Origin of the sequence: Pelomonas sp. Root1217 (assembly GCF_001425705.1) — a bacterium.
In the GTDB taxonomy this organism is placed as follows: domain Bacteria; phylum Pseudomonadota; class Gammaproteobacteria; order Burkholderiales; family Burkholderiaceae_C; genus Pelomonas.
In genome coordinates this window covers 447,812-471,449 of record NZ_LMDC01000001.1, presented here as the reverse complement: position 1 = coordinate 471,449, position 23,638 = coordinate 447,812, and the positions used below count along the sequence as shown (strand labels likewise).

18 protein-coding genes are annotated in these 23,638 nt (G+C 68.4%); 9 read left to right on the top strand and 9 right to left on the bottom strand.

Annotated features, from left to right (window positions below):
* Positions 1-12: 12 nt before the first annotated feature.
* Together ASC95_RS02230 and ASC95_RS02225 are read left to right on the top strand one after the other, a co-directional pair.
* Positions 13-846 carry a universal stress protein gene (locus ASC95_RS02230; protein WP_162250702.1) on the top strand — a complete coding sequence of 278 codons (834 nt, stop codon included), beginning with the start codon at positions 13-15 and terminating at the stop codon, positions 844-846.
* A gap of 70 nt (positions 847-916) precedes the next feature.
* On the top strand, positions 917-3,589 hold the full coding sequence (locus ASC95_RS02225; RefSeq protein ID WP_057297008.1) for a bifunctional acetate--CoA ligase family protein/GNAT family N-acetyltransferase: 2,673 nt from the start codon (positions 917-919) through the stop codon (positions 3,587-3,589).
* A 56-nt stretch (positions 3,590-3,645) separates the two neighbouring features.
* Here the strand turns inward: ASC95_RS02225 and ASC95_RS02220 are convergent, their stop codons facing one another.
* Positions 3,646-4,188, bottom strand: coding sequence for a hypothetical protein (locus tag ASC95_RS02220; protein WP_057296154.1), 543 nt, complete (start codon positions 4,186-4,188; stop codon positions 3,646-3,648).
* A 152-nt stretch (positions 4,189-4,340) separates the two neighbouring features.
* Here ASC95_RS02220 and ASC95_RS02215 point away from each other — a divergent pair, with 152 nt between their 5' ends.
* The 3 genes from ASC95_RS02215 (at position 4,341) to ASC95_RS02205 (ending at position 10,224) form a co-directional block, all read left to right on the top strand.
* Positions 4,341-5,120 (top strand): Crp/Fnr family transcriptional regulator, encoded by a 780-nt coding sequence (locus tag ASC95_RS02215; RefSeq protein WP_057296153.1) that lies wholly within the window; start codon positions 4,341-4,343, stop codon positions 5,118-5,120.
* Between the two features lie 49 nt (positions 5,121-5,169).
* On the top strand, positions 5,170-8,535 hold the full coding sequence (locus tag ASC95_RS02210) for a bifunctional diguanylate cyclase/phosphodiesterase (protein ID WP_057296152.1): 3,366 nt from the start codon (positions 5,170-5,172) through the stop codon (positions 8,533-8,535).
* Positions 8,536-8,613: 78 nt separating this feature from the next.
* Positions 8,614-10,224: a PAS domain-containing methyl-accepting chemotaxis protein gene (locus ASC95_RS02205; RefSeq protein WP_057296151.1), complete on the top strand. Its 1,611-nt coding sequence runs from the start codon at positions 8,614-8,616 to the stop codon at positions 10,222-10,224.
* On the opposite strand, the gene ASC95_RS02200 is transcribed toward ASC95_RS02205, so the two are convergent.
* The 5 genes from ASC95_RS02200 to guaD form a co-directional block, all read right to left on the bottom strand.
* A complete protein-coding gene (locus tag ASC95_RS02200) occupies positions 10,221-12,284 on the bottom strand; it encodes a PAS domain S-box protein (protein ID WP_057296150.1) in 2,064 nt (687 codons plus the stop codon). The genes ASC95_RS02205 and ASC95_RS02200 overlap by 4 nt on opposite strands.
* Positions 12,284-13,048: a winged helix-turn-helix domain-containing protein gene (locus ASC95_RS02195; RefSeq protein ID WP_057296149.1), complete on the bottom strand. Its 765-nt coding sequence runs from the start codon at positions 13,046-13,048 to the stop codon at positions 12,284-12,286. The genes ASC95_RS02200 and ASC95_RS02195 overlap by 1 nt, the downstream gene beginning before the upstream one ends.
* A gap of 109 nt (positions 13,049-13,157) precedes the next feature.
* Positions 13,158-13,349, bottom strand: a complete 192-nt coding sequence (locus ASC95_RS02190) for a hypothetical protein (protein ID WP_057296148.1) — start codon at positions 13,347-13,349, stop codon at positions 13,158-13,160.
* A gap of 13 nt (positions 13,350-13,362) precedes the next feature.
* Complete coding sequence (locus tag ASC95_RS02185) at positions 13,363-15,297, bottom strand: S9 family peptidase (protein WP_057296147.1); 1,935 nt, start codon at positions 15,295-15,297, stop codon at positions 13,363-13,365.
* Positions 15,298-15,476: 179 nt separating this feature from the next.
* Positions 15,477-16,784, bottom strand: a complete 1,308-nt coding sequence (gene guaD / locus ASC95_RS02180) for a guanine deaminase (protein ID WP_057296146.1) — start codon at positions 16,782-16,784, stop codon at positions 15,477-15,479.
* A 39-nt stretch (positions 16,785-16,823) separates the two neighbouring features.
* Between guaD and xdhA the strand changes: the two genes are divergently transcribed.
* The 4 genes from xdhA to ASC95_RS02160 all read left to right on the top strand — a co-directional run bounded on the left by xdhA (position 16,824) and on the right by ASC95_RS02160 (position 21,910).
* Complete coding sequence (gene xdhA / locus ASC95_RS02175; RefSeq protein ID WP_057296145.1) at positions 16,824-18,293, top strand: xanthine dehydrogenase small subunit; 1,470 nt, start codon at positions 16,824-16,826, stop codon at positions 18,291-18,293.
* Positions 18,290-20,608: a xanthine dehydrogenase molybdopterin binding subunit gene (xdhB, locus tag ASC95_RS02170; RefSeq protein ID WP_057296144.1), complete on the top strand. Its 2,319-nt coding sequence runs from the start codon at positions 18,290-18,292 to the stop codon at positions 20,606-20,608. The genes xdhA and xdhB overlap by 4 nt, the downstream gene beginning before the upstream one ends.
* Positions 20,605-21,210, top strand: coding sequence for a peptidoglycan recognition family protein (locus ASC95_RS02165; protein ID WP_057296143.1), 606 nt, complete (start codon positions 20,605-20,607; stop codon positions 21,208-21,210). The genes xdhB and ASC95_RS02165 overlap by 4 nt, the downstream gene beginning before the upstream one ends.
* A 124-nt stretch (positions 21,211-21,334) precedes the next feature.
* Positions 21,335-21,910: a hypothetical protein gene (locus ASC95_RS02160; RefSeq protein ID WP_157255919.1), complete on the top strand. Its 576-nt coding sequence runs from the start codon at positions 21,335-21,337 to the stop codon at positions 21,908-21,910.
* Positions 21,911-21,925: 15 nt separating this feature from the next.
* Here the strand turns inward: ASC95_RS02160 and ASC95_RS02155 are convergent, their stop codons facing one another.
* Genes ASC95_RS02155 through ASC95_RS02145 form a run of 3 tightly spaced genes read right to left on the bottom strand, consistent with a single transcriptional unit; the run spans position 21,926 to position 23,573 of the window.
* Positions 21,926-22,558: a response regulator transcription factor gene (locus ASC95_RS02155; protein ID WP_057296141.1), complete on the bottom strand. Its 633-nt coding sequence runs from the start codon at positions 22,556-22,558 to the stop codon at positions 21,926-21,928.
* Positions 22,559-22,592: 34 nt separating this feature from the next.
* Positions 22,593-23,213 (bottom strand): AAA family ATPase, encoded by a 621-nt coding sequence (locus ASC95_RS02150; RefSeq protein ID WP_057296140.1) that lies wholly within the window; start codon positions 23,211-23,213, stop codon positions 22,593-22,595.
* A 3-nt stretch (positions 23,214-23,216) separates the two neighbouring features.
* The gene (locus tag ASC95_RS02145; protein ID WP_162250701.1) at positions 23,217-23,573 is read right to left on the bottom strand and encodes a type II toxin-antitoxin system prevent-host-death family antitoxin; all 357 of its coding nucleotides are present in this window, start codon (positions 23,571-23,573) and stop codon (positions 23,217-23,219) included.
* Positions 23,574-23,638 lie beyond the last annotated feature (65 nt).

Genomic DNA, 23,638 nt, shown 5'->3' with positions numbered 1-23,638 from the left:
GAGATGATTGCCATGAGCTACCGCAGCCTGCTGGTTGCCTTGGACGCGACCCCGGCCAACCCAGTGCGCGTCAGCATCGCCATCGCCCTGGCCAGGGAGTTCGAGGCCCACCTGATCGGCCTGGCGCCCAGCGCCACGGTCGAACTGCAGGCGCTGCAGGCAGCCGCCGCAATGGATGACTACGTCAGTGGCGCCTGCGCGACCCTGCTCGCACAGGCCCGGGCCCTCGCGCAAAACTTCCACCAACGCTGCGGCGCTGCCGAACTGCCCTCATTCGAGGCGCTCGCCGACCAGACGCCCGCGGCGCAATCGCTGGCGCGGCATGCGCAATGCGCGGACCTGCTCATCATGAGCCAGCCCGACCCGTCGCTGCCCGACCATCGCCAGCACGCGGCCACGCTGGAACAGGTGCTGCTGCGCTGCGTGCGCCCGGTCCTGCTGATCCCCTACACGCATCGCGAACCCTTGCGAACGCGTCGCGTGCTGCTGGCCTGGGACGGCAGCCGCGAGTCGGTACGGGCGATGACGGACGCGCTGCCGCTGCTGCGCCGCGCCGACAACGTCTGGCTGATGCACTGGCGCCGAGACGCTGAAGGTGAAGCCCCGGCCGAGCGCCTCGCCTGCCAGCGCCAATGGCTGGCGCTGCAGGGCGTCGATGCCATCGTGCGCGAGGAAGTGACGGCACTGCCCATCGGCGACGCTCTGCTGAATGCCGCGTCCGACACCGGCGCGGACCTGATCGTCATGGGCGCCTACGGCCACGCCCGCTGGGCGGAGCGGCTGTTCGGCGGTGTCTCCCGCAAGCTGCTGGAATCGATGACCGTGCCGGTGCTGATGTCGCATTGATCCCGCGGCATCCCGCGCTGGCTTGATCCAGCGCAAGGGTCGGGCTGCGGGCGGTGGCGACGATGCGCCCATGACCCAGCGCCATCTCGACCGCCTGCTCGCGCCCCAGTCGGTGGCCGTCTTCGGCGCTTCCGACAAACCCGGTCGCGTGGGCACCACCGTCTGGCGCAACCTGCTGAGCGGCGGCTTCAAGGGCCCGATGGCGGCCGTGAACCCGCGGCTGGCCACGCTGGACGGCCAGCCCTGCTTTGCCGGCGTCGCCGAGCTGCCGTTCACGCCGGACCTGGCCGTGCTGTGCACGCCACCGGACACCATCGCGCCGTTGATCGGGCAACTGGGCGCGCGCGGCGCGCGCGCCGCCATCATCGTGACGGCTGGCCTCACGCCGGCGCAGAAGCAGGCGGCGCTGGACGCCGCCCGGCCGCACACGCTGCGGCTGCTGGGGCCCAACTGCATCGGCCTGCTGAGCCCGCATCTGGGGCTGAATGCCAGTTTCACCCAGGCGAAGGCGCTGCCCGGCGAACTGGCGCTGGTGTCCCAGTCGGGCGCATTGCTGACGGCCCTGCTGGATTGGGCCAACGCCGAGCGCATCGGCTTCTCGCACCTGGTCTCGCTGGGCGAGCACGCCGATGTCGACTTCGCCGACCTGCTGGACCACCTGGCCACGGATCGGCACACGCGCGCCATCCTGCTCTACATCGAATCCATCACGTCGCCACGCAAGTTCATGTCGGCGGCGCGTGCCGCGGCCCGCATCAAGCCGGTGATCGTCGTCAAGGCCGGCCGCGTACCTGCCGGCATGAAGGCCGCCGCTTCGCACACGGGCGCACTGGCCGGCGAGGACATCGTGTTCGACGCCGCCATCCGGCGCGCCGGCATGCTGCGCGTGGACACGCTGAAGGACCTCTTCATCGCCGCGCAGACGCTCGCGCGCTTCCGCGACAACCACAGCCGCGAGCTGATGGTCATGACCAATGGCGGCGGCGCCGGCGTGATGGTGGCCGATGCCGCCGCGCCGCTGGGCGTGACGCTGGCGCGCCCCGGCGAGGCGCTGATGAAGCGGCTCAACGCCGTGCTGCCCGCAGGCTGGTCGCACGGCAACCCGATCGACATCATTGGCGACGCACCGGCGCAACGTTACGTGGACACGCTCAAGGCCCTGTTCGACGCTCCCGAAGCAGGCGCGTTGCTGTTCGTGCACGCACCGACGGCCATCGTCTCCAGCGAAGCCATCGCCCAGGCATGTGCGCCACTGATCGCCGAGCACCGGGGCCGCGTGCTGAGCTGCTGGCTGGGCGGCGACACGGTGGCGCCGGCGCGCAGCGCATTCGAGACGGCCGGCATTGCAGGCTACGAGACGCCCGAGGAAGCCGTGCGCGCGTTCTCGCTGATGCAGACCTACCGGCGCAACCAGACGGCATTGCGCCAGACCCCGAGCGCCAGCACGATCGGCAAGCCGGACATCGGCCGGGCGCGCGGCATCATCGACGCGGCGCTGGCCGCCGGCCGCGAATGGCTGGACGAGATCGATGCCAAGGCACTGCTGGCTGCCTATGGCATCCCGGTCGTGCCGACGCTGCGCGTCGACGCTTCGCCACAGGCCGCAGCCGAGGCGGCCCGGCGCATCGACGGGCCGGTGGTGCTGAAGGTGGTGTCCGCGGCCATCCTGCACAAGTCGGACTCCGGCGGCGTGCGCCTGGACCTGCGCGGCGAAGCCGCCGTGCGCCTGGCCGCGCAGGAGATGCTCGATCATCTGCAGGCCACGCGCCCGGAAGCCCACATCGAGGGGTTCAGCGTGCAAGCCATGGTGCAGCGCCCCCGGGCCCAGGAGCTCATCGTCGGTGCGCACGTGGATCAGATCTTCGGCCCGATAGTGCTGTTCGGCCAGGGCGGCATCGCGGTGGAGGTGCTGGGCGACCGCGCCGTGGCGCTGCCGCCGTTGAACCGCGCGCTGGCACGCGAGCTGATCGACCGCACCCGGGTGGCCCGGCTGCTGGCCGGTTATCGCGGGCGGCCGGCAGCCCACATCGACGCCTTGTGCGACGCGTTGACCGCCGTCGGGCAGATGCTGGCCGATCTGCCCGAAATGGCCGAGCTGGACATCAACCCGCTGCTGGCCGACGAGCAAGGCGTGCTTGCGCTGGACGCCCGCGTGCGCCTGTCGGCGTCGGCGCCCTCGGGCATGGCGCGCTTCGCCGTGCGCCCCTACCCGGCGGAGCTGGTGCGCACGCTGCACTGCCAAGGCAGCACGCTGCTGATGCGACCGATCCGGCCGGAGGACGAGGCCCTGCACCGCGAGTTCCTGGAAGCCTGCAGCCCCGAAGACCTGCGCATGCGCTTCTTCCAGGCGCCGCACTCGCTGACGCATGACGATCTCGCCCGGATGACGCAGATCGACTACGAGCGCGAGATGGCGCTCGTCATCGTCGATGAGCAGGCTGCCGGCGGTCCTCGCACGCTCGGCGTGGCCCGTCTCGTGCGCGATCCCGACAACGTCGAGGCGGAGTTCGGCCTGCTCGTGCGCAGCAACCAGCAGCGCCGGGGCCTCGGCCGCCTGCTGATGCAGGCCCTGCTGGACTACGCCGCCTCGCGCGGCACTCAGCGCGTCGTCGGCCATGTGCTGCGCGAGAACCGGGCGATGCTGAACCTGCTTAAACGCATGGATTTTGACGTCAGGCCAGGCGGCGCTCAGCCGTCGGAGGTCGTCGTCGCCAGCCGGGCCCCGGTCTGTGGCGGCTCATGACGACGGACCAGGAAAATCCGATCAACCTGGGCTTGCATCCACCGAAGCGCGGCTCGTCACGCCAGGCTGACGACCAGCGCCGCCTGCAGGATCTTGCGCCGCTTGACGGCCCATACGATATCGCCGTCCAGTGCCTGTGCGAGCACGGCCGTGGGATGCCCGGCGGTCGCCAGCCCGGCGAAGACAGGAATGTCGGCACTGCGGGCGATGCGCCCTGTCAGGGCGGCGGGCAGGTGCTGACATTCAACCGCGTCGTAGAGACGGCTCAGCATGCGTGCCGTTGCATCGACCCGCCAGGGGCTGCTGTGCTCGTCAAGCCCAGGCTGGACGAAGGACACATGGGCACCGAGCGCCGTCGCCGCCTGCGCGAATTCGCTCCCCTCGTCGTCGCCCGGGTGCGGCGACATCAGCGCCAGCCGCCTGCCCGTCAACAGCTTCATCTCCGGGGCTTGCAGCCTCATGAACACCCTCGCCTGCCGCAGCACGGCAGCGGCATCAAGGGGGTGGAAGAAGTCGGCGCCATCAGCGCCTTCGCGAGCCTCGGAACACATGAGCGGCAGCGTAGCGAGGCCGACTGCGCGGCCCTTGACCAAGGTCAAGCCGGAGGAGTCGGGCCTGGTGTGGGGCGGCTCCGTCACCAGCGGTTCACGCCGTGTTTACGCACCGCTACCTAGCGATGTCGCGTGTTGACACGTCATTGGCGGGGCCTGCCTAGCATCGATTTCTTCGAGCAGCCCCAACGGAGACCACCATGCACGCCAGTCCCTCGCATACCCCGCCCCCTGCTGCACGATGCAGCACCGCCTTCGCCGCCAACGGCGCAATCCACGCCAGCGCGGCGCCGTCCAAGGGTCAGCGCATCGCTGACGAGCTGAAGCTGCTGGAGGCCGTGCTGGCGCCCAGGCGCCGCATCGTCCATGCCGGTGACGTGCTGTACCGGCCGGGTGAGCGTTTCGAGCAGCTGCACGTGCTCAATTCCGGCTGCTTCAAGCTGATCAGCACGTCGGCCGAAGGCCACGAGCAGGTCGTGGGGCTGAAGTTCCGTGGCGACTGGCTTGGCTTCAGCGCCATCGCCAAGGGCAGCTACGCCTGCGAGGCCATTGCGATGGACACCGCCGCGGTCTGGACGCTGCGCTACGACGCGCTGCTGAAGGCCTGCGCCGACCATCCCCGCCTGATGGCCGCCGTGCATGAGGCCATGAGCGACGAGATCGTGCGCGAACGCGAGGCGCTGACGGCGCTGTGCGGCCTGCCAGCTGCCGCCCGCGTGGTGACCTTTCTGCACAACTGGGCCGATTCCCTGGCCGCGCGCGGCCTCAGGACCGACCAGATCAGCCTGCGCCTGACGCGCGCCGAGATCGGCAACTACCTCGGCCTGACGCTGGAGACCGTCAGCCGCGTGATGTCCAGGCTCGCGCGAGCGCGGCTCATCGCCTTCCACGAGAAGAGCCGGCGCGACATCTGCATTCCCGACTTCCCCGCCCTGGCCGCCTTCATCGGTGGGCAGGCCGCTCCTGCCGGTCTGCACTAGGCGCGGCCCGTCGGCCTCAGCGGCCGCGCATCGATCCAGGGAGAAAAAAATGAATTCACCGCATCAGGACGCCGTCGCACCGCCTCTTCGCTTCGCCAGCGGGGGCTTCGGCCGGCACTTCGACCTCTGGTGGCGCCGGCTGGCGCCGACCGCTCCGCTGACCATGGCCGCGGCTTACGCGGCCTTTGGCCTTGCCTGGATCCTGCTGTCTGATGGACTGCTGGAAAAGCTGGCGCCCGACATCGCCACGCTGTCCGCCGTTGGCCAGGGCAAGGGCATCGCCTTCGTGCTGGCGACCAGCGCGCTGATTTATGTGATCACCCCCAGCCGGCAGGCTGAGGGCGAGGCGACCGGACCGGCGCGCCAGGGCGGACCGGTCAGCGTGCTCTGGGTGTTCGCCCTGTTGTCAGCCGCCATCGTGCTGGCAAGCCTGATGGGCTACGCCAGATCGACCCACATGTCGTACGAGCAACAGGTCGCGCAGCTGCGCCGCGAGGCCGAGCTGAAGGCCGAGATCGTCCAGGGCTGGATCGAGCAGCGCACGGAGGACGCCCGCCGGCTTGCCACCGACCCCCAGTTGCGCGCCAGCCTGCTGCGCTGGCGCCGCAGCCCCGATGAGGCGATGGCGGCAGAGATGAGGAAGGAACTGCTGTTGCTGCTGGCTTCCACGCGCTACGCCGACGCGCTGCTGTTCGACGAGCACGCCAGGCTGCTGTTGGCGCCAGACGGCACCGCGCGGCATGTCGATGCGGCCATGGCGCGCGGGGTTGGCTCGGCACTGCAAAGCGGGCTGCCTTCCAACGGCGACTTCCAGGCCGAGGTGGGTGACCCCGCCAGCCTGCAGTTCGACCTCTTCGTGCCACTGCCGAGCGCGGACGGTCGTCTGGAGACCGTCTTGCTGCTGCGCACCGCGCCGCGCCGCACGCTGCTGCCGCAGCTGACGTCGGGCTCCGGCAATGGCGCCCCCGAAACGCTGTTCTTCCGCCCCGCCGTACGGGGTCTGCCGGCCGTGGCCATCGACGGTTCCGACACGCCGTTCGCGCTGGCACAAAACACCTCCCGCAGAGCGCTGACCGCCTTGTCCGGGGATCCGTCGCTGGCCGGTTCGCTCATGGACGGCCTGGATCGCGGCGAAGTTGCCCATGCTGCGGTTGCGGCCCGGATCCGCAACTCCGGCTGGTTTGTCGCCGTCCAGGCGCCGCGCGATACGCTGCAGGGCAACAGCATCGCCGATGCGACGACGCTGGCTCTGGTGAACTTGCTGGCCGTGCTGGCCGCGGGCGCCTTCACCTGCGCTACGCTGAAGCGGCGCGAACTGCTGGCAGCCGCACGCATGGCGGTGGCAAGCCAGGAAAAGGAGCGGGCCTGGAAGATCGCCGAGGCCATCGCCAACTGTTCAACCGACGTCATCTTCGCCAAGGATCTCGAGGGCCGCTACCTGTTCGTGAACCGCGCGCTGTGCCGGGCGCTGGGGCGAAGCCCGGAGCAACTGATCGGCTTCGATTCCACGGGCCTGTTCCCCGCCGAGCAGGTGCGCCAGCTGCTCAAGGACGACGCGGCAGCACTGCGGGCCGACAAGCCAGTCTGCCTCGAGACGCGCCTGACGCTGCCCGACGGCGACCGCATCTACGCCTGCACCAAGGGCAAGCTGATCGATGACGAAGGCCGCACGATGGGCATCTACAGCGTCTCCAGCGACATCACCGAGCGCCGCGACATGCAGCAGCGTGTGCGCCAGTGGGCCACGGTCTTCGAGGACGTCCGCGACGGCGTCATCATCACCGACTCACGGGGCCGCATCCAATCGATCAACCACTCGTTCACGACCATCACCGGCTACAACGCGCAAGAGGCCATCGGCGCCAGCCTCAAGCTGCTGAAGTCCGGCCGGCACGACGCGGAGTTCTATCAGCGGATGTGGGCCGCGCTCGATGCCAGCGGGCACTGGCAGGGCGAGATCTGGAACCGCCGCAAGGGCGGCGAGGTCTATCCGGAATGGTTGACCATCAGCGCGGTGCGCGACGACGACGCGGCAGTGACCCACTACGTCGGCGTGTTCACCGACATCAGCCGCCTCAAGCACAGCGAGGCCCAGACCGACTGGCTGGTCCACAACGACCCGCTGACACGCCTGCCCAACCGCGTTCAACTGCAGAGGCGGCTCGAGGATGCGCTGGCCCGCTCACATCGGCGCGAGAGCCGCGCGGCGCTGCTGGTCATCGATCTCGATGGCTTCAAGACGGTCAACGACGGCCTGGGGCACCCGGCCGGCGACGAATTGCTGGTCTGCGTGGCCGCGCGCCTGCAGGCGCGCCTGCGCCATGAGGACTTCCTGGGCCGGCTCGGCGGCGACGAGTTCCTGGTCATCCTCGAAGCCAACATGGACAACACCAGCATTGCCGTGCTCGCGCGCGGCCTGCTGGCGACCATCGCCGCGCCGATGGCGCTGTCGTGTGGGCAGGATGCCTACCTGACGGCCAGCATCGGCATCAGCATGTTCCCCGACGAAGGCAACCCCACCGCGGTCGAGTTGCTGCGTGACGCGGATGCGGCGATGAATCGCGCCAAGGAATTGGGCCGCAACCAGTTCTGCTTCTATACGGATGACATGAATACCGAGGCTCGGACCAAGCTGGACCTGGAAGCCGCACTGAGCCGCGCCATCGAACGCGACGAGCTGCTGCTGCACTACCAGCCCAAGGTGGATGCCAGCAGCGGCGAGGTCGTCGGCGCCGAGGCCCTGCTGCGCTGGCAGCGCAGCGGCATCGGACTGGTGCCACCGAGCCAGTTCATCCCGGTGGCCGAGCAGAGCAGCCTGATCCTGGCCATTGGCGGCTGGGTCATCGACGCGGCATGCCGCCAGATCCGCGCCTGGATGGATGCCGGCCAGCCCGTGGTGCGCATAGCGGTCAACGTCGCGGCGCGGCAGTTCGCCGCCGGTGACCTGGACCAGGTGGTGGCCCGCGCCCTTCAGCGCCATCAGGTCGACGCGCAGTGGCTGGAGATCGAGATCACCGAAGGCATGCTGATCACCGACCCCGGCGCCGCGATCGGCATGCTCAAGCGGATCAAGGCCCTCTGGGTCAAGCTGTCGCTGGACGACTTTGGCACCGGTTACTCCAGCCTGGCCTACCTGCAGCAGTTCCCGATCGACTCGCTGAAGATCGACCAGTCGTTCACGCGCCGCATCGGCGAGCAGCCCGACGGCGCGGCCCTGGTCGATGCCGTGATTGCACTGGCTCACCGGCTGCATCTGCGCGTGGTGGCCGAGGGCGTGGAAACCGCACAGCAGCGGGACTACCTGTGCCAGCGCGGCTGCGACGAGATGCAGGGATACCACTTCGGCCGTCCGGCGCCGGCCGAATCTCTCCAGCACCTGTTGGCCACCGACGCCGTCGCGATGAGCCTGTCTTGAAGCGCCCCACCTCTTTGGGCCCCTGGCGCCCACCTTTTACCCAGACCGCCGCACCGTCTTTGCGGCAAGGAGATTTCCGTGCGCACCAATCTACCGGTCAGCGATCGCGAATACCTGCTTCCCACCGATCACAACCTGGTCTCCACCACCGATCTGAAGGGCCGCATCCTGCATTGCAACGCGGCCTTCGTGGAGGTGAGCGGCTATCCGCGCGACGAACTGCTCGGCCAACCGCACAACCTGATCCGCCATCCCGGCATGCCACCGGAGGCCTTCCGCGACATGTGGGCGACGATCGCCGCTGGCCAGCCCTGGTCTGGCGTGGTGAAGAACCGCCGCAAGGACGGTGACCACTATTGGGTACGGGCCAACGTGACGCCGCTGGTGGAGGACGGCCGGCCAGTGGCCTATATGTCGGTGCGTTCCCGCGCCAGCCGCGCAGAGATCGAGGCGGCCGAGAACCTCTATGCACTCATGTGCGATGAGCAGCGAGCCGGCAAGCTGGTTCACGTGCTGAGCGGCGGCCAGCTGCAGCGGCGCGACTGGCGCGGGCGGCTGGGCGGCCTGCTGACTTCGATGCCCTGGCTGCGCCATGTGCCGGGCTATGCCGCCGTGGGCGCCTTGGGCTGGGCGTTGGCGGGTCAGGATACCTGGCTGGCGGCCGGCGCGGTGGTGCTGGCCGCGGGCGCGGCGGCGGCGCTGATGCAGCAGCGGCTGCGCCAGGGGCTGGCTCACATCGAGCGGTTTGCCAACCAGCTCGCCGCGGGCGACCTCTGCGCCAGCCTCGAAGCCGGCAGCAACAGCCAAGGGCGTGGGCTCGAGCAGGCGCTGAAACAGCTGGCAATCAACATCCGTTCGCTGGTGTCCGACACGCGGGTCGAGCTGGAACAGATGAACCGCGTCAGCCGCGAGATCGCGCAAGGCAACCGGGACCTCGCCCAGCGTACCGAGTCGCAGGCCGCAAGCCTCGAGGAGGCCGCGGCCAGCATGGAGCAGATCACCGCCACGGTGCGCCAGAGCAGCGACAGCACGCACCAGGCCAGCGGCGTGGCCACCGAGCTCAATGCCGTCTCGAGGCGCAGCGCCGATGTCGTCCATTCGGTGACCGAGACCATGGGCGGCATCGCGCGCTCGTCGCAGAAGATCGCCGACATCATCCAGGTGATCGACAGCATCGCCTTCCAGACCAACATCCTGGCGCTCAACGCTGCGGTGGAGTCGGCCCGGGCGGGCGAGCACGGACGAGGCTTCGCGGTGGTTGCCGGCGAAGTGCGGGCGCTGGCGCAGCGCAGTTCCACCGCGGCCCGCGAGATCAAGCAGCTGATCCTGGACTCCACCGAGCAGGTGCAGGCGGCGGAGCGCCAGACCGACAGTGCCCGCTCCAGCATCGACACGACGCTCAAGGCCGTGCAGAACTTCGCCAACCTGATCGGCGACATCGACCGCGGTGCCCGCGAGCAGTTGCTGGGCATCTCGCAGATACACGAAGTCATCCAGCAGATGGACGGCTTCACCCAGCAGAACGCCGGCCTGGTGCAGCAGCTGTCCGGCTCCGCGCAGCAGATGCTGGCGCAGTCCGAAGAGGTGAATGCCGCATTGCGCGTGTTCCGTTTGGAGCGGGGGCCTGCCGCGCGAATCCAGCCCGACGCCGTCGATCTGCGGCGCGCTGCCCGGCTGCGCTCGGCTTAGGCCGCCAACACGCGGGCCATCGCCTGCGCCAGCTGGCCGCGGCTGTAGGGTTTTGGCAGTAGTTCCCAGTCGGCCGGGGACTCGCGGTCGGCATCCAGCAGTTCGGCGGAGAACCCCGACATCAACAGGATGGCCAGCTGCGGCAGCCGCTGCTGGGCGATGCGGGCCAGCTCGGTGCCGCGCATGCCGGCACCCAGCGCGATGTCGGTCAGCAGCAGGTCGAAATCGGCTTGCGGCGTCAGCAGTTGCAGCGCCTGCTCGGCGCTCGAGCAGACGCTGAACACGCAACCCAGGCCGGCCAGGAAGTGCTGCGCCACGGCGCGCACCTCGGCATCGTCTTCAACTACCAGCACCTTCAGCCCCGCCGGCACCGCTTGCCCGGTGTGGTCGCCGTCCTGAGTCCCCATCTGGGCATCGTGCGGCACCGGCAGGTACAGGCTGATCGTCGTGCCAAGGCCGGTCGTGCTTTCCAATGCAACGGCGCCCTGCGACTGCTTGACGAAGCCGTAGACGGCACTCAACCCCAGGCCCGTGCCGCGGCCGGCCTGCTTGGTTGTGAAGAAGGGCTCGAAGGCGCGCTCCTTCACCGCTTCCGGCATGCCGGTGCCGGTGTCGGTGACGGCGATACAGACGAATCGCCCTTCGCCAAGCTCGTCCCGCAGGCCCGTCGGCAGCATCCCCGCATCTGCCGCGGAAAAACGCAGATCGCCGCCGTCGAGCATCGCGTCGCGCGCATTGATCGCGATGTTGAGCAGGGCAGCTTCCAACTGGCCCGCGTCGGCCAGCGCCAGGGGGCAGTCCGGCGCGACATCGACGCTGATGCGGATGCGCTGGTCCAATGTGCGGCGCAGCATGTCCGACAGCGGGTGCAGCAGGCCATGCACGTCGACCGCGCTGGGCTGCAGCACCTGGCGGCGCGAGAAGGCCAGCAGCTTGCCGGTCAGCTCCGCGCCGCGCTTGGATGCGCGCATCGCGGCGCTCACCAGTTGTAGGGCGCCACCGTCCTGCGCCAGTGCCGGCAGCTCCTCCAGCACCTGTAGATTCCCTTGGATGACGGTCAGCAGGTTGTTGAAGTCGTGGGCAATGCCGCCCGTCAGCTGGCCAACACTTTCGAGGCGCTGGGCATGGCTCAGCGCCTCCTCGGTCTGCGCCCGCTGCAGGCAGGTGACCAGCAGATTGGCCAGTGACTCAAGGAAGCGCTGTTCATCGTCGCCGAACCGCTTCGACTGGCGAGAACGAACCTTCAAGGCGCCAATGACGCGACCGCGGTCCAGCAGCGGCACCGCCAATGCGCTGACCAACCCCGCCTCGAGATAGTCGGGGGGCACCGCATAGCGTTGTTCTGCGCGGAAATCCTCGACCACGACCGATCGGCCCTGGCTCAGCACGACGCCAAGCGGTGTGTCGCCGCGATTGGGCACGATGCGACCCAGCGACTCGCCGGCAATCAGCCCCACGCCGCCGGCGACGCGAAGTTCAAGCCGGTTGCTTTCCAGCAGGAACACGAGCGCCATCTCGACTTCCAGCGCCTCGGCGGCAATGGCCGGCACCTGCTGCAACAGCTGCTGCGGATCGCGTGCGTCGACGGCCAGGCGGCCGAGCTGTGCCAGATGCTCGCTATAGCGCGCCCGCTGCAACGCCTGTTTGACGCGCGGATAGCCACCGATGCCGCGGATCGCGGCAACCACGAAGGGCAGGCCGTGGTCCTGTAACGGGCTCAGCGCGATTTCCACCATCACCTCGCTGCCATCGCGCCGCCGGGCTACCAGCTCCATCTGCGTGCCCATCGGCCGAGCGCGCGGCGCGTGACCATAGGCCTGCCGGTATGACGCGTGGCGGGGGCGAATGCTGTCGGGCACCAGCTCGTCCACGCTCGTGCCGACGAGCTCCTCCATCGAGTACCCCAGCAGCGCCGCCGCCGCGGGATTGGCCCGCACGATCAGGCCTGCGGCGTCCACCAGCAGCAGGGCATCCGGATAGGCGGAAAACAGCGAGCGGTAGACGGTCAGGTCATCGACGGGCTGCGGCGTCGGCTGGTTGGCGAGAGGCGTTCCAGCCATCAGGTTTTAGCCCGTGCGGAGCCGATGGGCGGAACGAAGATGTAGCCGGCGCCGCGGACCGACTTGATGATCTGTGGATTCTCCGCATCGACTTCCAGCTTCTTGCGCAGGCGTCCGATCTGCACGTCGATCGTGCGGTCAAAGGGCGCCGCCTCCCGGCCCCGCGTCTGTTCCAGCAAAAAGTCGCGGGACAGCACGCGGCCCGCATGCTGGGCCAGGGCCGCGAGCAAGGAGAACTCGCCGCTGGTGAGCCGCACCTCCTCGCCGTTCGGATCGTCAAGGCGCCGGGCGGCCAGGTCGAGCTGCCAGCCGAGAAATGTCAGGTACTCGCCACCCGAGGCGCTGGCCACCTGCCGGGGCGCCTGCCCGGCCGGCTGTCCAGAGGCCAACGGCTGCGGCTCCATGCGCCGCAACACGGCCTTGATGCGCGCGACCAACTCGCGCAGGTCGAAAGGCTTGGTGACGTAGTCATCGGCGCCGACTTCCAGGCCCACGACCTTGTCGACCGAGTCGCCGCGCCCCGTGATGATGACCAGGCCGCAACGCCAGTGCTCGCGCAGCTGGCGCGCGATGGCGAAGCCGTCCTCACCGGGCAGGCCCAAGTCCAGCAGGACCAGCTCCGGCGGATCGCTGGCCATCAGCTCCATCAGCGCACGGCCCGAATGCAATTGCGTCGTGCGAAAGCCGTGCCCAGGCAAATAGCGACCAAGCAGCTCTGTGATCGCTGTTTCGTCATCGACAACGGCAATGTGCTGAAGCGTCACAGCGTCGGCGCAGCTGAAGCGTTATGGAGAAGGCAAGGATTCTGGCACCGATTCGGTGCCTGGAAATCATTGTGCAAGGCAACTCTGGCGCCCCCAACCCCTCGCCCGGCTACCGCCCGCCCAGCACCCGCGCCGGCAGCATGACGATGGCGCGCAGCAGCCCGAAGGCGCCGTCGACGGCGATGCCCAGCAACCTGAAGGGCAACGTGATCAGCCAGACCAGCGGCCACAACAGCAGCGCCAGAATGGCCAGCGGCCAGCAGATCACGAACAAGATGCACCAGAGCAGGAAGCTGAACATCGCGGACTCCTTCTTACTTGACCGGCTGACTGATGCCAGGCTTCAGGTATTTATCCAAGAACTCGACCATGCGGCGGTTGGCCTCCAGCGTGTTCTTCTTCTTCGAGAAGCCATGCCCCTCGTCGTCGAACACGAGATAGTCCACCGGCACGCCGTTCTTCTTGACGGCCGCGACGATGTCGTCGCTCTCGGGCTTGATGACGCGTGGGTCATTGGCGCCTTGGATGACCATCAGCGGCCTCTTGATCTCGCTGGCGTGGAACAACGGTGACGTGGCCATCAGGCGCTCGCGGTCCTTCACCGGGTCACCCACTTCCTGGTACAGCGCCAGGCGGAAGCTCTCCCAATAGGGCGGGATGCTCTCCAGCGTGCGCAGCCAGTTGCTGACGCCAAAGATGTCGATGCCGACCTTGAAGGCCTCGGGCCGGAAGGCCATGGCCGACAGCACCATATAGCCGCCATAGCTGCCGCCGACGATGCCGATGCGCTCGGGGTCGATGACGCCGGTGCTGGCCAGGAAGGTCTTGGCCTCGATGCAGTCCCACAGCGGCTCGCGGCCATGCTTGCCGTCGTCGGCCGTGAAGAAGCTCTTGCCATAACCCGAGCTGCCGCGGTTGTTGATGCCCAGCACCGCATAGCCGTTGTTGACGAAGTACTGCATCAGCGCCGAGTAGCCGCGCTTGGTCTGGCCGCCGGGGCCGCCATGCACCCAGACGATGGCCGGCACCTTGTGGGTCGGCGAGGCTTCCTTGGGCAACATGTAGACGGACGGGACGACCATGCCGTCGAAGCTCTTGAAGCGGGCGATGGAGGCGTCCACCAACTCGGCCGGATCGATGTCCTTGGACAGGCTCTGGGTCAGCTGCTTCGGCTCGGCGTTGGAGCCGACGTCGGCGACGAACAGGTTGCTGGGCGAGCGGTCGCCGTTCACGTAGAAGGCCATGCGCTTGCCGCTGCGGGAGAAGGTCACGCCGCGCACGTCGCCGCCGGGTAGCTGGGGCAGCGCCATCGGTTTGCCGTCGCGGTACAGGCGCAGCGCGATGCTGGCGTCGGCATTGATGCCGGTGATGCGGTAGCGGCCGTCCTTGGAGAAGGCCGTGTAGTCCACGTCCCAATCAGCCTTCTCGATCTCGCGGGTCGCGCCGCTGGCCAGGTCGTAGCCGATGACGCGCGTGAACTCACCGCCGTCGTTGCTGGTCATCAGCAGCTCGCGGCTGTCGGGCGTGAAGTCCTGCGGCGTGTAGTTGGCCACGCCCTGGTGCTTGGTGATGTGCTTGACCTCGCCACTCTTCAGGTCGACCAGGTGCACGTCGGAGTCGGCCGTCGTGTTGATCTTGCCCACCGCCAGCCAGCGGCCGTCGCGGCTGATGTCGCTCAACTCCCAGCCGGCCTCGTTCTTGAAGACCAGCGTGCGGGCGTAGGTCTTGGCATCAAAACGGTAGAGGTCGAAGAAGCGCGGATCGCGCTCGTTGGTCGTCACGTAGAAGGCCGTGTCGTCTCCGCTCCAGCCGGCGAACGAAGCCTTGAGCTTGTCGCCCGGCGTCAGGTCCTTCTCGCTGCCGTCGAGCTCACGCACATAGAGATGGTTGAGCTCGTTGCCGGCCTGGTCGCGGGTGTAGAGGAAGCGGTCATCGCCCGGGAAGAAGCCCACCGCGTAGTGACTGTCGGTCTTGGAATTCGTCAGCTGGACCGGCTTGCCGCCGCCCACCGGCATCGCATAGACGTTGAAGATGCCCGTCTCGTTGCTGTGGAAGAGGATGCGGCTCTCGTCGGCCGAGAAGCTGGCGCCACCGATGTTCACGGTGGCCATGAACTGCTCGATGGTGTAGCGCTTGGCGGGCTTGGGCGCCTTGGCGACAGCGGCCGGCTTGTCGGCGGCAACAGCGGCCTGGGACGCGCCAGCCAGCAAGGCCAGGGAAGCGACGAGGGTCAGCAGGGGTCGGCTCATGGAGTCTCCGTTGAAATGAGTGGGCAGACTCTAGCCAGCCGCCCCGCCGTCCCCCATCAGGGTTGTGACGAAGCGGCGGAATCGGGGGACAGGCGGTTCAAGGCGACGCTGGGCCGTTCCCGAGTCGCCTTGACCCCCTCGGGGGGCAGGCGGGCTTCAGGCCAGCCCTGGGGGCACCATCAAATGCGCTGCTGGCCTGCAACGTAGCAGGCCGCGAGGTTGCGCTCGTCGGCCAGCGTCATCCACGCAAAGACACGCTCGTGCAGCTCGCGCGCCACCGCGTCGCGCGCCTCGGCGACCGGGCCTTGCGCCCAGTCCCACACGCAGATGTCGGCCGTCTGCCCCACCGACAGGCCGCCGATCTCGCGCCCCAGCTGCAGCGCCTCGGCCGCGCCCCGCGTGGCGGCATGCAGGGCCACCCAGGCGGTCATGCGCTCGCCGCGCAGGGCCTGCACCTTGTAGGCATCGAGCATGTTGCGGGGCAGGCTGAGCGTCGTACCACCGCCGACGTCCGAAGCCAGGCTGATGTTGAAAGCGGCACCTGGCCAGTCGAACAGGCCGCTGCCCAGGAATAGATTGCTCGACGGGCAATGCGCCACCTGGGCGCCACGGTCAGCGATGACGACGCGGTCGTGCGGGTCCAGATAAATGCCATGGGCCAGCACCGAGCGCTCGTGCACGAGGCCGACGCGCTCATACACATCCAGGTAGCTGCGCGCATCCGGGAACAGCTCCGCCACCCAGGCGACCTCGGCGCGGTTCTCGGCGACGTGGGTCTGCATATAGAGGCTGGCATCGGCGCGGCACAGCGCGCCGGCCATTGCCAGTTGCTCGGGCGTGCTGGTCGGCGCAAAGCGCACCGTCACGGCGTACGCCAGGCGGTCGCGGCCATGGAAGCGGGCGATGAGGTCGACGCAATCCTTCTCGGCCTGAACGACGTCGTCCCGCAGCCCGTCCGGCGCATGGCGGTCCATCAACACCTTGCCGGTGATGAGGCGCATGCCGCGTGCCGCGGCGCTGTCGAACAGGGCCTCGGCCGATACCTTGTGCACGGTCGGGAAGACGACGGCCGAGGTCGTGCCGCTGGCCAGCAGCGCGTCCAGGAAGACCTCGGCCCCTGCGCGGCTGCGCGCCGGGTCGGCAAAGGTGCATTCGCTGGGGAAGGTGTAGCGCTTGAGCCAGTCCAGCAGCTCGGTGCCGTAGGAGCCGATGACCTCCAGCTGCGGGCAGTGGACGTGGGTGTCGATGAACCCCGGCAGCACCAGCTTTCCGGCATGGTCCTTGCGCGCCCAACCGGCATCCGGCTCGGCGGCCTGCCTCCCGACGATGCGGCCGTCCTCGATCAGCAGCCAGTGGTCGCGGTCAAAGCGCACCGCCGGTGGCTCGGTGTCGCCCCAGCGTGGTGCAGCCGTGAAATCCAGCAGATCGCCCCGCAGGGCCCATCGGCGTGGACTGTCGACGAATTTTTCCTGGTTAGTAAAACTCATATGGCAATTCTGAGGCAACGCTCGACAATCGAGGCCAGCATGAATACCCGACCCATCCGTTTTTTCCACCGCGGCGAGGTCGTCGAGGTCCAGAACCTGCCCCCGACGACCACCGTGCTGCAATACCTGCGCGAGCATGCCGGCTGCACCGGCACCAAGGAAGGCTGTGCTGAGGGCGACTGCGGCGCCTGCACCGTCATCCAGGGCGAACTGGACGCATCAGGCCAGCTGCAACTGCGTAACGTGAATGCCTGCACCCAGTTCCTGCCGACGCTCGACGGCCGCGCGCTGCTGACGGTGGAAGACCTTGGCGGCCCGCAGCGGCTCAACCCCGCCCAGCAGGCCATGGTGGACTGCCATGGCTCCCAGTGCGGCTTCTGCACCCCCGGCTTCGTCCTGAGCCTGACGGCTTGTTATGAAACCCACCAAGCCGCCGGCACCAAGCCCACCCGCCAGCAACTGGCCGATGCGCTGGCCGGCAACCTGTGCCGCTGCACGGGCTACCGGCCCATCCTGGATGCCGGCGAACAGATGTTCAGTGCGCCCGCCCGCTGCCTGGACCGCGCACCCATCGCCCAGGCTCTGCAGACCCTGGCTGCCGACGAGCCGCTGGACTATGGCCACGCCGGCGCCCGCTTCCATGCGCCGCAAAGCATTCACGACTTGGCCCTGCTGCGCGAGACCTACCCGCAGGCGACGCTGCTGGCCGGGTCGACCGACGTGGGCCTGTGGGTCAACAAGCAGTTTCGCGACCTCGGTGATGTCATCTACACGGGCCGTGTCGCGACGCTGCGCGAGATCCGCAACAACGGTACCGGCCTGTGGATCGGCGCTGCCGCTTCGCTGGAGGACAGCTGGGCCGCGCTGACCGCCGCCGTGCCCCGCCTGCGCGAACTTTGGCTGCGCTTCGCGTCGCCGCCGGTGCGCCATGCCGGCACGCTGGGCGGCAACATCGCCAACGGCTCGCCCATCGGCGACGGCGCACCGGCGCTGATCGCCCTGGGCGCGGACATCATCCTGCGCCGCGGCTCGCAGCAGCGCCGCCTCAAACTGCAGGACTTCTATCTCGACTACATGAAGAAGGACCTGCAGCCCGGCGAGTTCGTCGAGGCGATGCACGTGCCGCTGCCCTCGCCCGACTGGCGCTTCAGCGCGCACAAGATCGCCAAGCGCCATGACAGCGACATCTCCGCCGTCTGCGCCGTGCTGGCGATCAGGCTGGATGCCGGCGCCGTGCAGGAGGCGCGCTTCGCGTTCGGTGGCATGGCGGCAACAGTCAAGCGCGCCGCCGCGGCGGAAGCCGCCGTCGTCGGCCAGCCCTGGAGCGAAGCCACTGCCAAGGCTGCAGCCGCCGCGCTGCCGCAGGACTTCAAGCCCATGACCGACATGCGCGCCAGCGCTGACTACCGGCTCAAGGTGGCGCAGAACCTTTTCATCAAGCTGTGGCTGGAAACCGTCGGCGCTGTGCCTGTCGGCATCTGGCCGTCGATGCAGGAGGTGGTGGTATGAACAAGCCCGAAACACTTCCCGTGGAACAACCTGTCGTCGGCAAATCAACACCGCATGAATCGGCGCATCTGCACGTCAGTGGCGCCGCGCCCTACATCGACGACCTGCCCGAGCCCGCCGGCACGCTGCACGCGGCGCTCGGCCTGTCGCCGATCGCGCACGGCAAGCTGCTGAGCGTCGACCTGGAGCGCATCCGGCAGATGCCCGGCGTCGTCGCAGTGCTCAGCGCGGCCGACATCGCCGGCGAGAACAACTGCGGCCCGCTGCTGCATGACGACCCCATCCTGGCTGTGGACGAGCTGCGCTATGTGGGCCAGCCGGTGTTCGCCGTCATCGCGACCCACCGCGAACTGGCCCGGCGCGCGGCGGGGCTGGCCAGACAGGTCATCCAGGCCGAGCCGCTGCCGCCGCTGTTGACGGCACTGCAAGCACATGCCGCCGGCCAGTACGTGCTGGCGCCCGCGCACCTGACGCGCGGCGAGCCGGCCGAACAGCTCGCCAGCGCGCCGCACCGGCTGCAGGGCAACTGGAGCCTGGGCGGCCAGGAGCAGTTCTATCTGGAAGGCCAGATCAGCCTGGCCGTGCCGCAGGAAGGCGGCGACGCCCTGCTCGTGCACTGCTCGACCCAGCACCCGAGCGAGATGCAGCAGCTCGTGGCCCATTGCCTGGGCTGGCACGCGCATCGTGTCGTCGTGCAATGCCGGCGCATGGGCGGCGGCTTCGGCGGCAAGGAGAGCCAATCCGCTCTCTTCGCCTGCGTCGCGTCCATCGCCGCATTGAAGTTGAAGAAACCCGTCAAGCTGCGCGTGGACCGCGACGACGACTTCCTCGTCACGGGCCGCCGTCATGGCTTCGACTACCGATGGGACGTAGGCTTCGACGCCGACGGCCGCATCCTTGCCGTCGACATCGACCTGATCGCCAACGCCGGGCACAGCGCCGACCTTTCCGCCCCCGTGATGGCCCGCGCGCTCTGCCATTTCGACAACGCCTACTGGCTGCCGCATGTTGCGATGCATGGCTACTGCGCCAGGACCAACACGCAGAGCAACACGGCCTTCCGAGGCTTTGGTGGCCCGCAGGGGGCCATCGCCATCGAGATGATCCTGGACGGAGTCGCCCGCCGGCTCGGATTGGACCCGGCCGAGGTGCGCCAGCGCAATTTCTACACCGCCGGCCAGGACATGACGCCCTACGGCCAGCGGGTCGAGGAGCTGCACGCCCAACCGCTGACGGCGCAGCTGCTGGCCAGCAGCCGCTACGCCGAACGCCGTGCCGAGATCGCCGCCTTCAACGCCGCCAGCCCGGTGCTGAAAAAAGGCCTGGCCTTCACGCCGGTCAAGTTCGGCATCTCCTTCAACGTCGCCCACCTGAACCAGGCCGGCGCGCTGGTGCATGTCTACACCGACGGCTCGGTGCTGGTGAACCATGGCGGCACGGAAATGGGCCAGGGCCTGAACACCAAGGTCGCCCAGGTCGTCGCGCATGAGTTGGGCCTGCCGTTGGCCAGCGTGCGCTGCTCGGCCACCGACACGAGCAAGGTCGCCAACACCTCCGCCACGGCCGCATCCACCGGCAGCGACCTGAACGGGAAGGCCGCCCAGGACGCGGCCCGCAAGATCAAGGGGCGGCTCGCTGGTTTCGCGGCCGAGCGCTTTGGCTGCGCGCCCGAGCTGATCGCCTTCGACGGCGGCCAGGTCAGCGGCGGAGGGCAGAGCCTGCCCTTCTGCGACCTCGTCGCCGCCGCCTATCTGAAGCGCATCCAGCTGTGGAGCGACGGCTTCTACGCCACGCCCGGCCTGCACTGGGACCGCAGCAAGCTGCAGGGCCATCCCTTCTACTACTACGCGTGGGGCGGCGCCGTCTGCGAGGCGCTGGTGGACACGCTGACCGGCGAAAGCCGCATCACTCGCGCCGACATCCTGCACGACGTGGGCCAGAGCCTGAACCCGGCCATCGACATCGGCCAGATCGAGGGCGGCTTCATCCAGGGCATGGGCTGGCTGACGACGGAAGAACTCGTATGGCACCCCACGACGGGTTTGCTGACCACGCACGCGCCCAGCACCTACAAGATCCCGACCGCCAACGACTGTCCGCCGGAGTTGCACGTCGAACTCTTCGGCGTGGCCAATGCCAGCGAAACCATCCACCGCAGCAAGGCCGTCGGCGAGCCGCCGCTGCTGCTGGGTTTTGCGGCCCTGCTGGCCATCAAGGACGCCTGCGCCGCCTGTGGCCCAGAGAAGTGCGATCCGCCGCTGCAGGCGCCGGCCACGGCCGAGGCGGTGCTCAACGCCATCGATGCCATTCGATGAGGCTGGCCGCTCTTGCCTTGCTGCTGGCCTTGAGCGGCTGTGCCAGCCAGCCTCAGGCGCCGGAGATTGTCAGCGTCCAGGCCTGGGGCGGCAGCGCAGCCACCTCCGCAGATGAGCCCCAGCACATCAGCCGCATCACCCTGCACCACCAGGGCGAGATCTGGAAGGAAGGCACCGACGTCGAGGCCTACTTGCGCCGGCTGCAACAGTGGTCGCGCCTGACCAAGCGCTGGGCCGACATCCCCTACCACTACATCATTGCGCCCGACGGCCGCATCTACGCGGCGCGGCCGCTGGCCCAGGCGGGCGACACCAATACCGAATACGACCCGCGCGGCCACGCCCTCGTCATGCTGGTCGGCAACTTCGAAGAGCAGCAGCCCACGCCGGCCCAGCTCAACGCCGCCGTCGAGCTGACCGCCTGGCTGGCGCGCCAGCATCATCTCGGCCTGGACGCCATCGCCAGCCACAAGGACTACAGCCGCCAGACCGTCTGCCCGGGCAAGAATCTGTATGCCTATCTCGAGTCCGGCTGGTTCAGGGCCGAGGTGGGCAAGCGCCTCCGATCAGCGGGTTTTCTGCGTGGCCGCCACGACGGCTGAGTGCGCGAGCTGACGTCGCGTGCCGTCAGGAGGTTCAGCACATGCGACGTGCGCTGACGGGGCGGCGCTGCTGGGGCGTGCTTCAATCGGCGCACAAAAAGCCGAAACGGGAGAAGACAACGTCATGAAACCATTGCTTTTGGCCGCTGCACTGCTGGTGGCAGGCTGCAGTACCGCGTCACCCATCCGTCAATCGCAGGAAAGTTTCAACGCGGCTTACGGCGTGGTCGCAGGCAACACCGACACCATCGTCATTTCCAGTTCGCCACCCTATGTGCAGGTCACGGTGGTGGACAAGCGGACGTCGAAGGTTCACACGCGCTGCATCAACGCCTACTCTCTTCTCGGCGCCTTGGAACTTGAGCACGGCCTGCCCGTCGGCTCACACGCCGAAACGCTGAGGCTCGCACTGACCAACAAGGAGCGGCGTTTCGAATTCACCAAGCTGGCGGCCCTGGCCCGGCTGGCCATCAGCTACGCCGACGCCGAACTTGAAGTGATGCGGCAACGATTGGCGCCCTACAGCGACGCTGAACTTGCAACAGGATTCGGCGGCCGGGGAACACTTCAGAGCTTGCTCGACGGCTCGCCTGCAGACCGCCCCCGGGCCTATCGCGACGCTGCGGCCTGTGTCCTGATCGACCGGGGTTTCTCGCCACGAATCGCTGACCGGACCGGCGCGCTGGTGATATACCGCTAACCGCGACGTCCACCGTCAACGCGCGCGTTGCGTCGCGACCACGACCGCCTGGGTGCGCGAGCTGACGCCCAGCGCCCTCAGCACCGCAGCCACATGGTCCTTCACGGTGTCCACGCTGACACCCAGCTCGCGGGCGATCAGCTTGTTGGACAGCCCTTGCGTGAGCAGATGCAGCACATGCTTCTGGCGCGGCGTCAGCGGCAGCTCCGCCCAGTCGCCCGGCGCGGGGCCCGCCGAGGCCGGTGCGGCTGCAACGGGTTCAGCCGCACGCTTGAGCGGCGGCACATAGGTGCCACCGGCCAGCACCAGGTGCAGAGCCTGCACCAGCGTGTTCAGGTCACTGCGCTCGGGCACATAGCCCATGGCGCCAGCGCCCAGGGCCTGCAGGGCCTCCTCGGTGTCGTCGCTGCCTGAGATGACCACAACGGGCAGCAGCAGGTGCTCGCCGTGGATCTGCTGCAGCAGCTCGAAGCCGCCATTGATGCGCAGGTCCAGCAGCACAAGCCGGGGGACAGCCTGGCCCAGTGCTTCGCGGGCAGCGGCCACGGTGTCCACGCCCTGTACCTGCGCCCCGGCGAAATGCTGCTCGATCAGGCCGGTGAGCGCGGCACGCACCATCGGAAAAGCATCGACCAGCAAGACCTTCATCACCCCTCCTCGTTGACCCGCGGCGGCATGATATTCAACGCAGGGCCACGGCGAGCAGGGGTTTGGCCCAGGCGGGCACGCTGCGCAGTGGTGCATGGGCCACCGCGCGGCCGGCCTGCATCTGCAGCAACAGCAGGGGTTGCGGTCGGCGGCCGGCGCGGGGGTCGGCCTCAAAGCTGTTGTCGTAAAGGCGCAGGCTGGCCAGGTGGGGCATCAGCTTGACGAGATTGCTGCGGCTGGCGTCGAAGCGCTCGCGCACCTTGGCCTCGGGAATGTCGTGCCCGCCCGCCGCCACGCGTGCCTGGATGCGGCGCAGATGCAGTTCAGGCGTGGCCAGGCCGGCGTACCAGACATGCACCTGGGCACCACCCCGTGCACCGTCCAGCAGCAACTGGGTCATGCTGGTGCCGCCGAGCGTCGTCTCGAAGGCATAGGTCAGGCCTTCGGCCAGCGCCTTCTCCACACCGTGGCGACCCAACGTCCAAGCCAGGCCGTTGGCCTGCTCTGCGGAAAGATTGGGCTGCTGCTCGCGCAGGCGCGCAGCAGCAATGTCGGGATTGAAGAACTCGGCGCCGCTGGACTGGATGGCCGCGCCGCCGAGAGAGCTCTTGCCGGCGCCATTGACACCGGCCAGCACGAAGAGCTTGGCGGGCAAGGCTCAGGCGGCCTTCTTGATGCGATGACGGCTGGGTTTGGCGGCCTTTACGGCGGCCTGGCCGAGAGCCTCGGGCGTCATTGCGAAAGCATCGGCCAGCGCCTCGCCCTGGTCCTGCATGCGCGCCAGCATCGCGTCGAACTCGCCGCCTAATGCACCCAGGTCAGGCTCGGCAGCGCGCTGCATCTCGCGGTAGCGCTCGACCGACATCAGCACAAAGGCCGGCTGGTCATGCTTGGTGATCAGCACCGCGCCATGGGCGGCGACCGTGCGGCCGACCTTCTGGATACCGGCCACGAGCTGGGTGGCCGACACGCTGGGCAGTTGGTCGGCCAGGGCTTGTTCGAGGACTGCGGACATGATGAGGCTCCCGACTGGCATGGCCGCATTTTGCCTATTTTGGGGAAAATAGGAAATTTAGGGGA

Coding starts and splice junctions, on each gene's coding strand:
- ASC95_RS02230 (WP_162250702.1), top strand. CDS start 13: ATGAGCTACCGCAGCCTGCTGGTTGCCTTGGACGCGACCCCGGCCAAC.
- ASC95_RS02225 (WP_057297008.1), top strand. CDS start 917: ATGACCCAGCGCCATCTCGACCGCCTGCTCGCGCCCCAGTCGGTGGCC.
- ASC95_RS02215 (WP_057296153.1), top strand. CDS start 4,341: ATGCACGCCAGTCCCTCGCATACCCCGCCCCCTGCTGCACGATGCAGC.
- ASC95_RS02210 (WP_057296152.1), top strand. CDS start 5,170: ATGAATTCACCGCATCAGGACGCCGTCGCACCGCCTCTTCGCTTCGCC.
- ASC95_RS02200 (WP_057296150.1), bottom strand. CDS start 12,284: ATGGCTGGAACGCCTCTCGCCAACCAGCCGACGCCGCAGCCCGTCGAT.
- ASC95_RS02190 (WP_057296148.1), bottom strand. CDS start 13,349: ATGTTCAGCTTCCTGCTCTGGTGCATCTTGTTCGTGATCTGCTGGCCG.
- ASC95_RS02185 (WP_057296147.1), bottom strand. CDS start 15,297: ATGAGCCGACCCCTGCTGACCCTCGTCGCTTCCCTGGCCTTGCTGGCT.
- guaD (WP_057296146.1), bottom strand. CDS start 16,784: ATGAGTTTTACTAACCAGGAAAAATTCGTCGACAGTCCACGCCGATGG.
- xdhA (WP_057296145.1), top strand. CDS start 16,824: ATGAATACCCGACCCATCCGTTTTTTCCACCGCGGCGAGGTCGTCGAG.
- xdhB (WP_057296144.1), top strand. CDS start 18,290: ATGAACAAGCCCGAAACACTTCCCGTGGAACAACCTGTCGTCGGCAAA.
- ASC95_RS02165 (WP_057296143.1), top strand. CDS start 20,605: ATGAGGCTGGCCGCTCTTGCCTTGCTGCTGGCCTTGAGCGGCTGTGCC.
- ASC95_RS02160 (WP_157255919.1), top strand. CDS start 21,335: ATGAAACCATTGCTTTTGGCCGCTGCACTGCTGGTGGCAGGCTGCAGT.
- ASC95_RS02155 (WP_057296141.1), bottom strand. CDS start 22,558: ATGAAGGTCTTGCTGGTCGATGCTTTTCCGATGGTGCGTGCCGCGCTC.
- ASC95_RS02145 (WP_162250701.1), bottom strand. CDS start 23,573: ATGTCCGCAGTCCTCGAACAAGCCCTGGCCGACCAACTGCCCAGCGTG.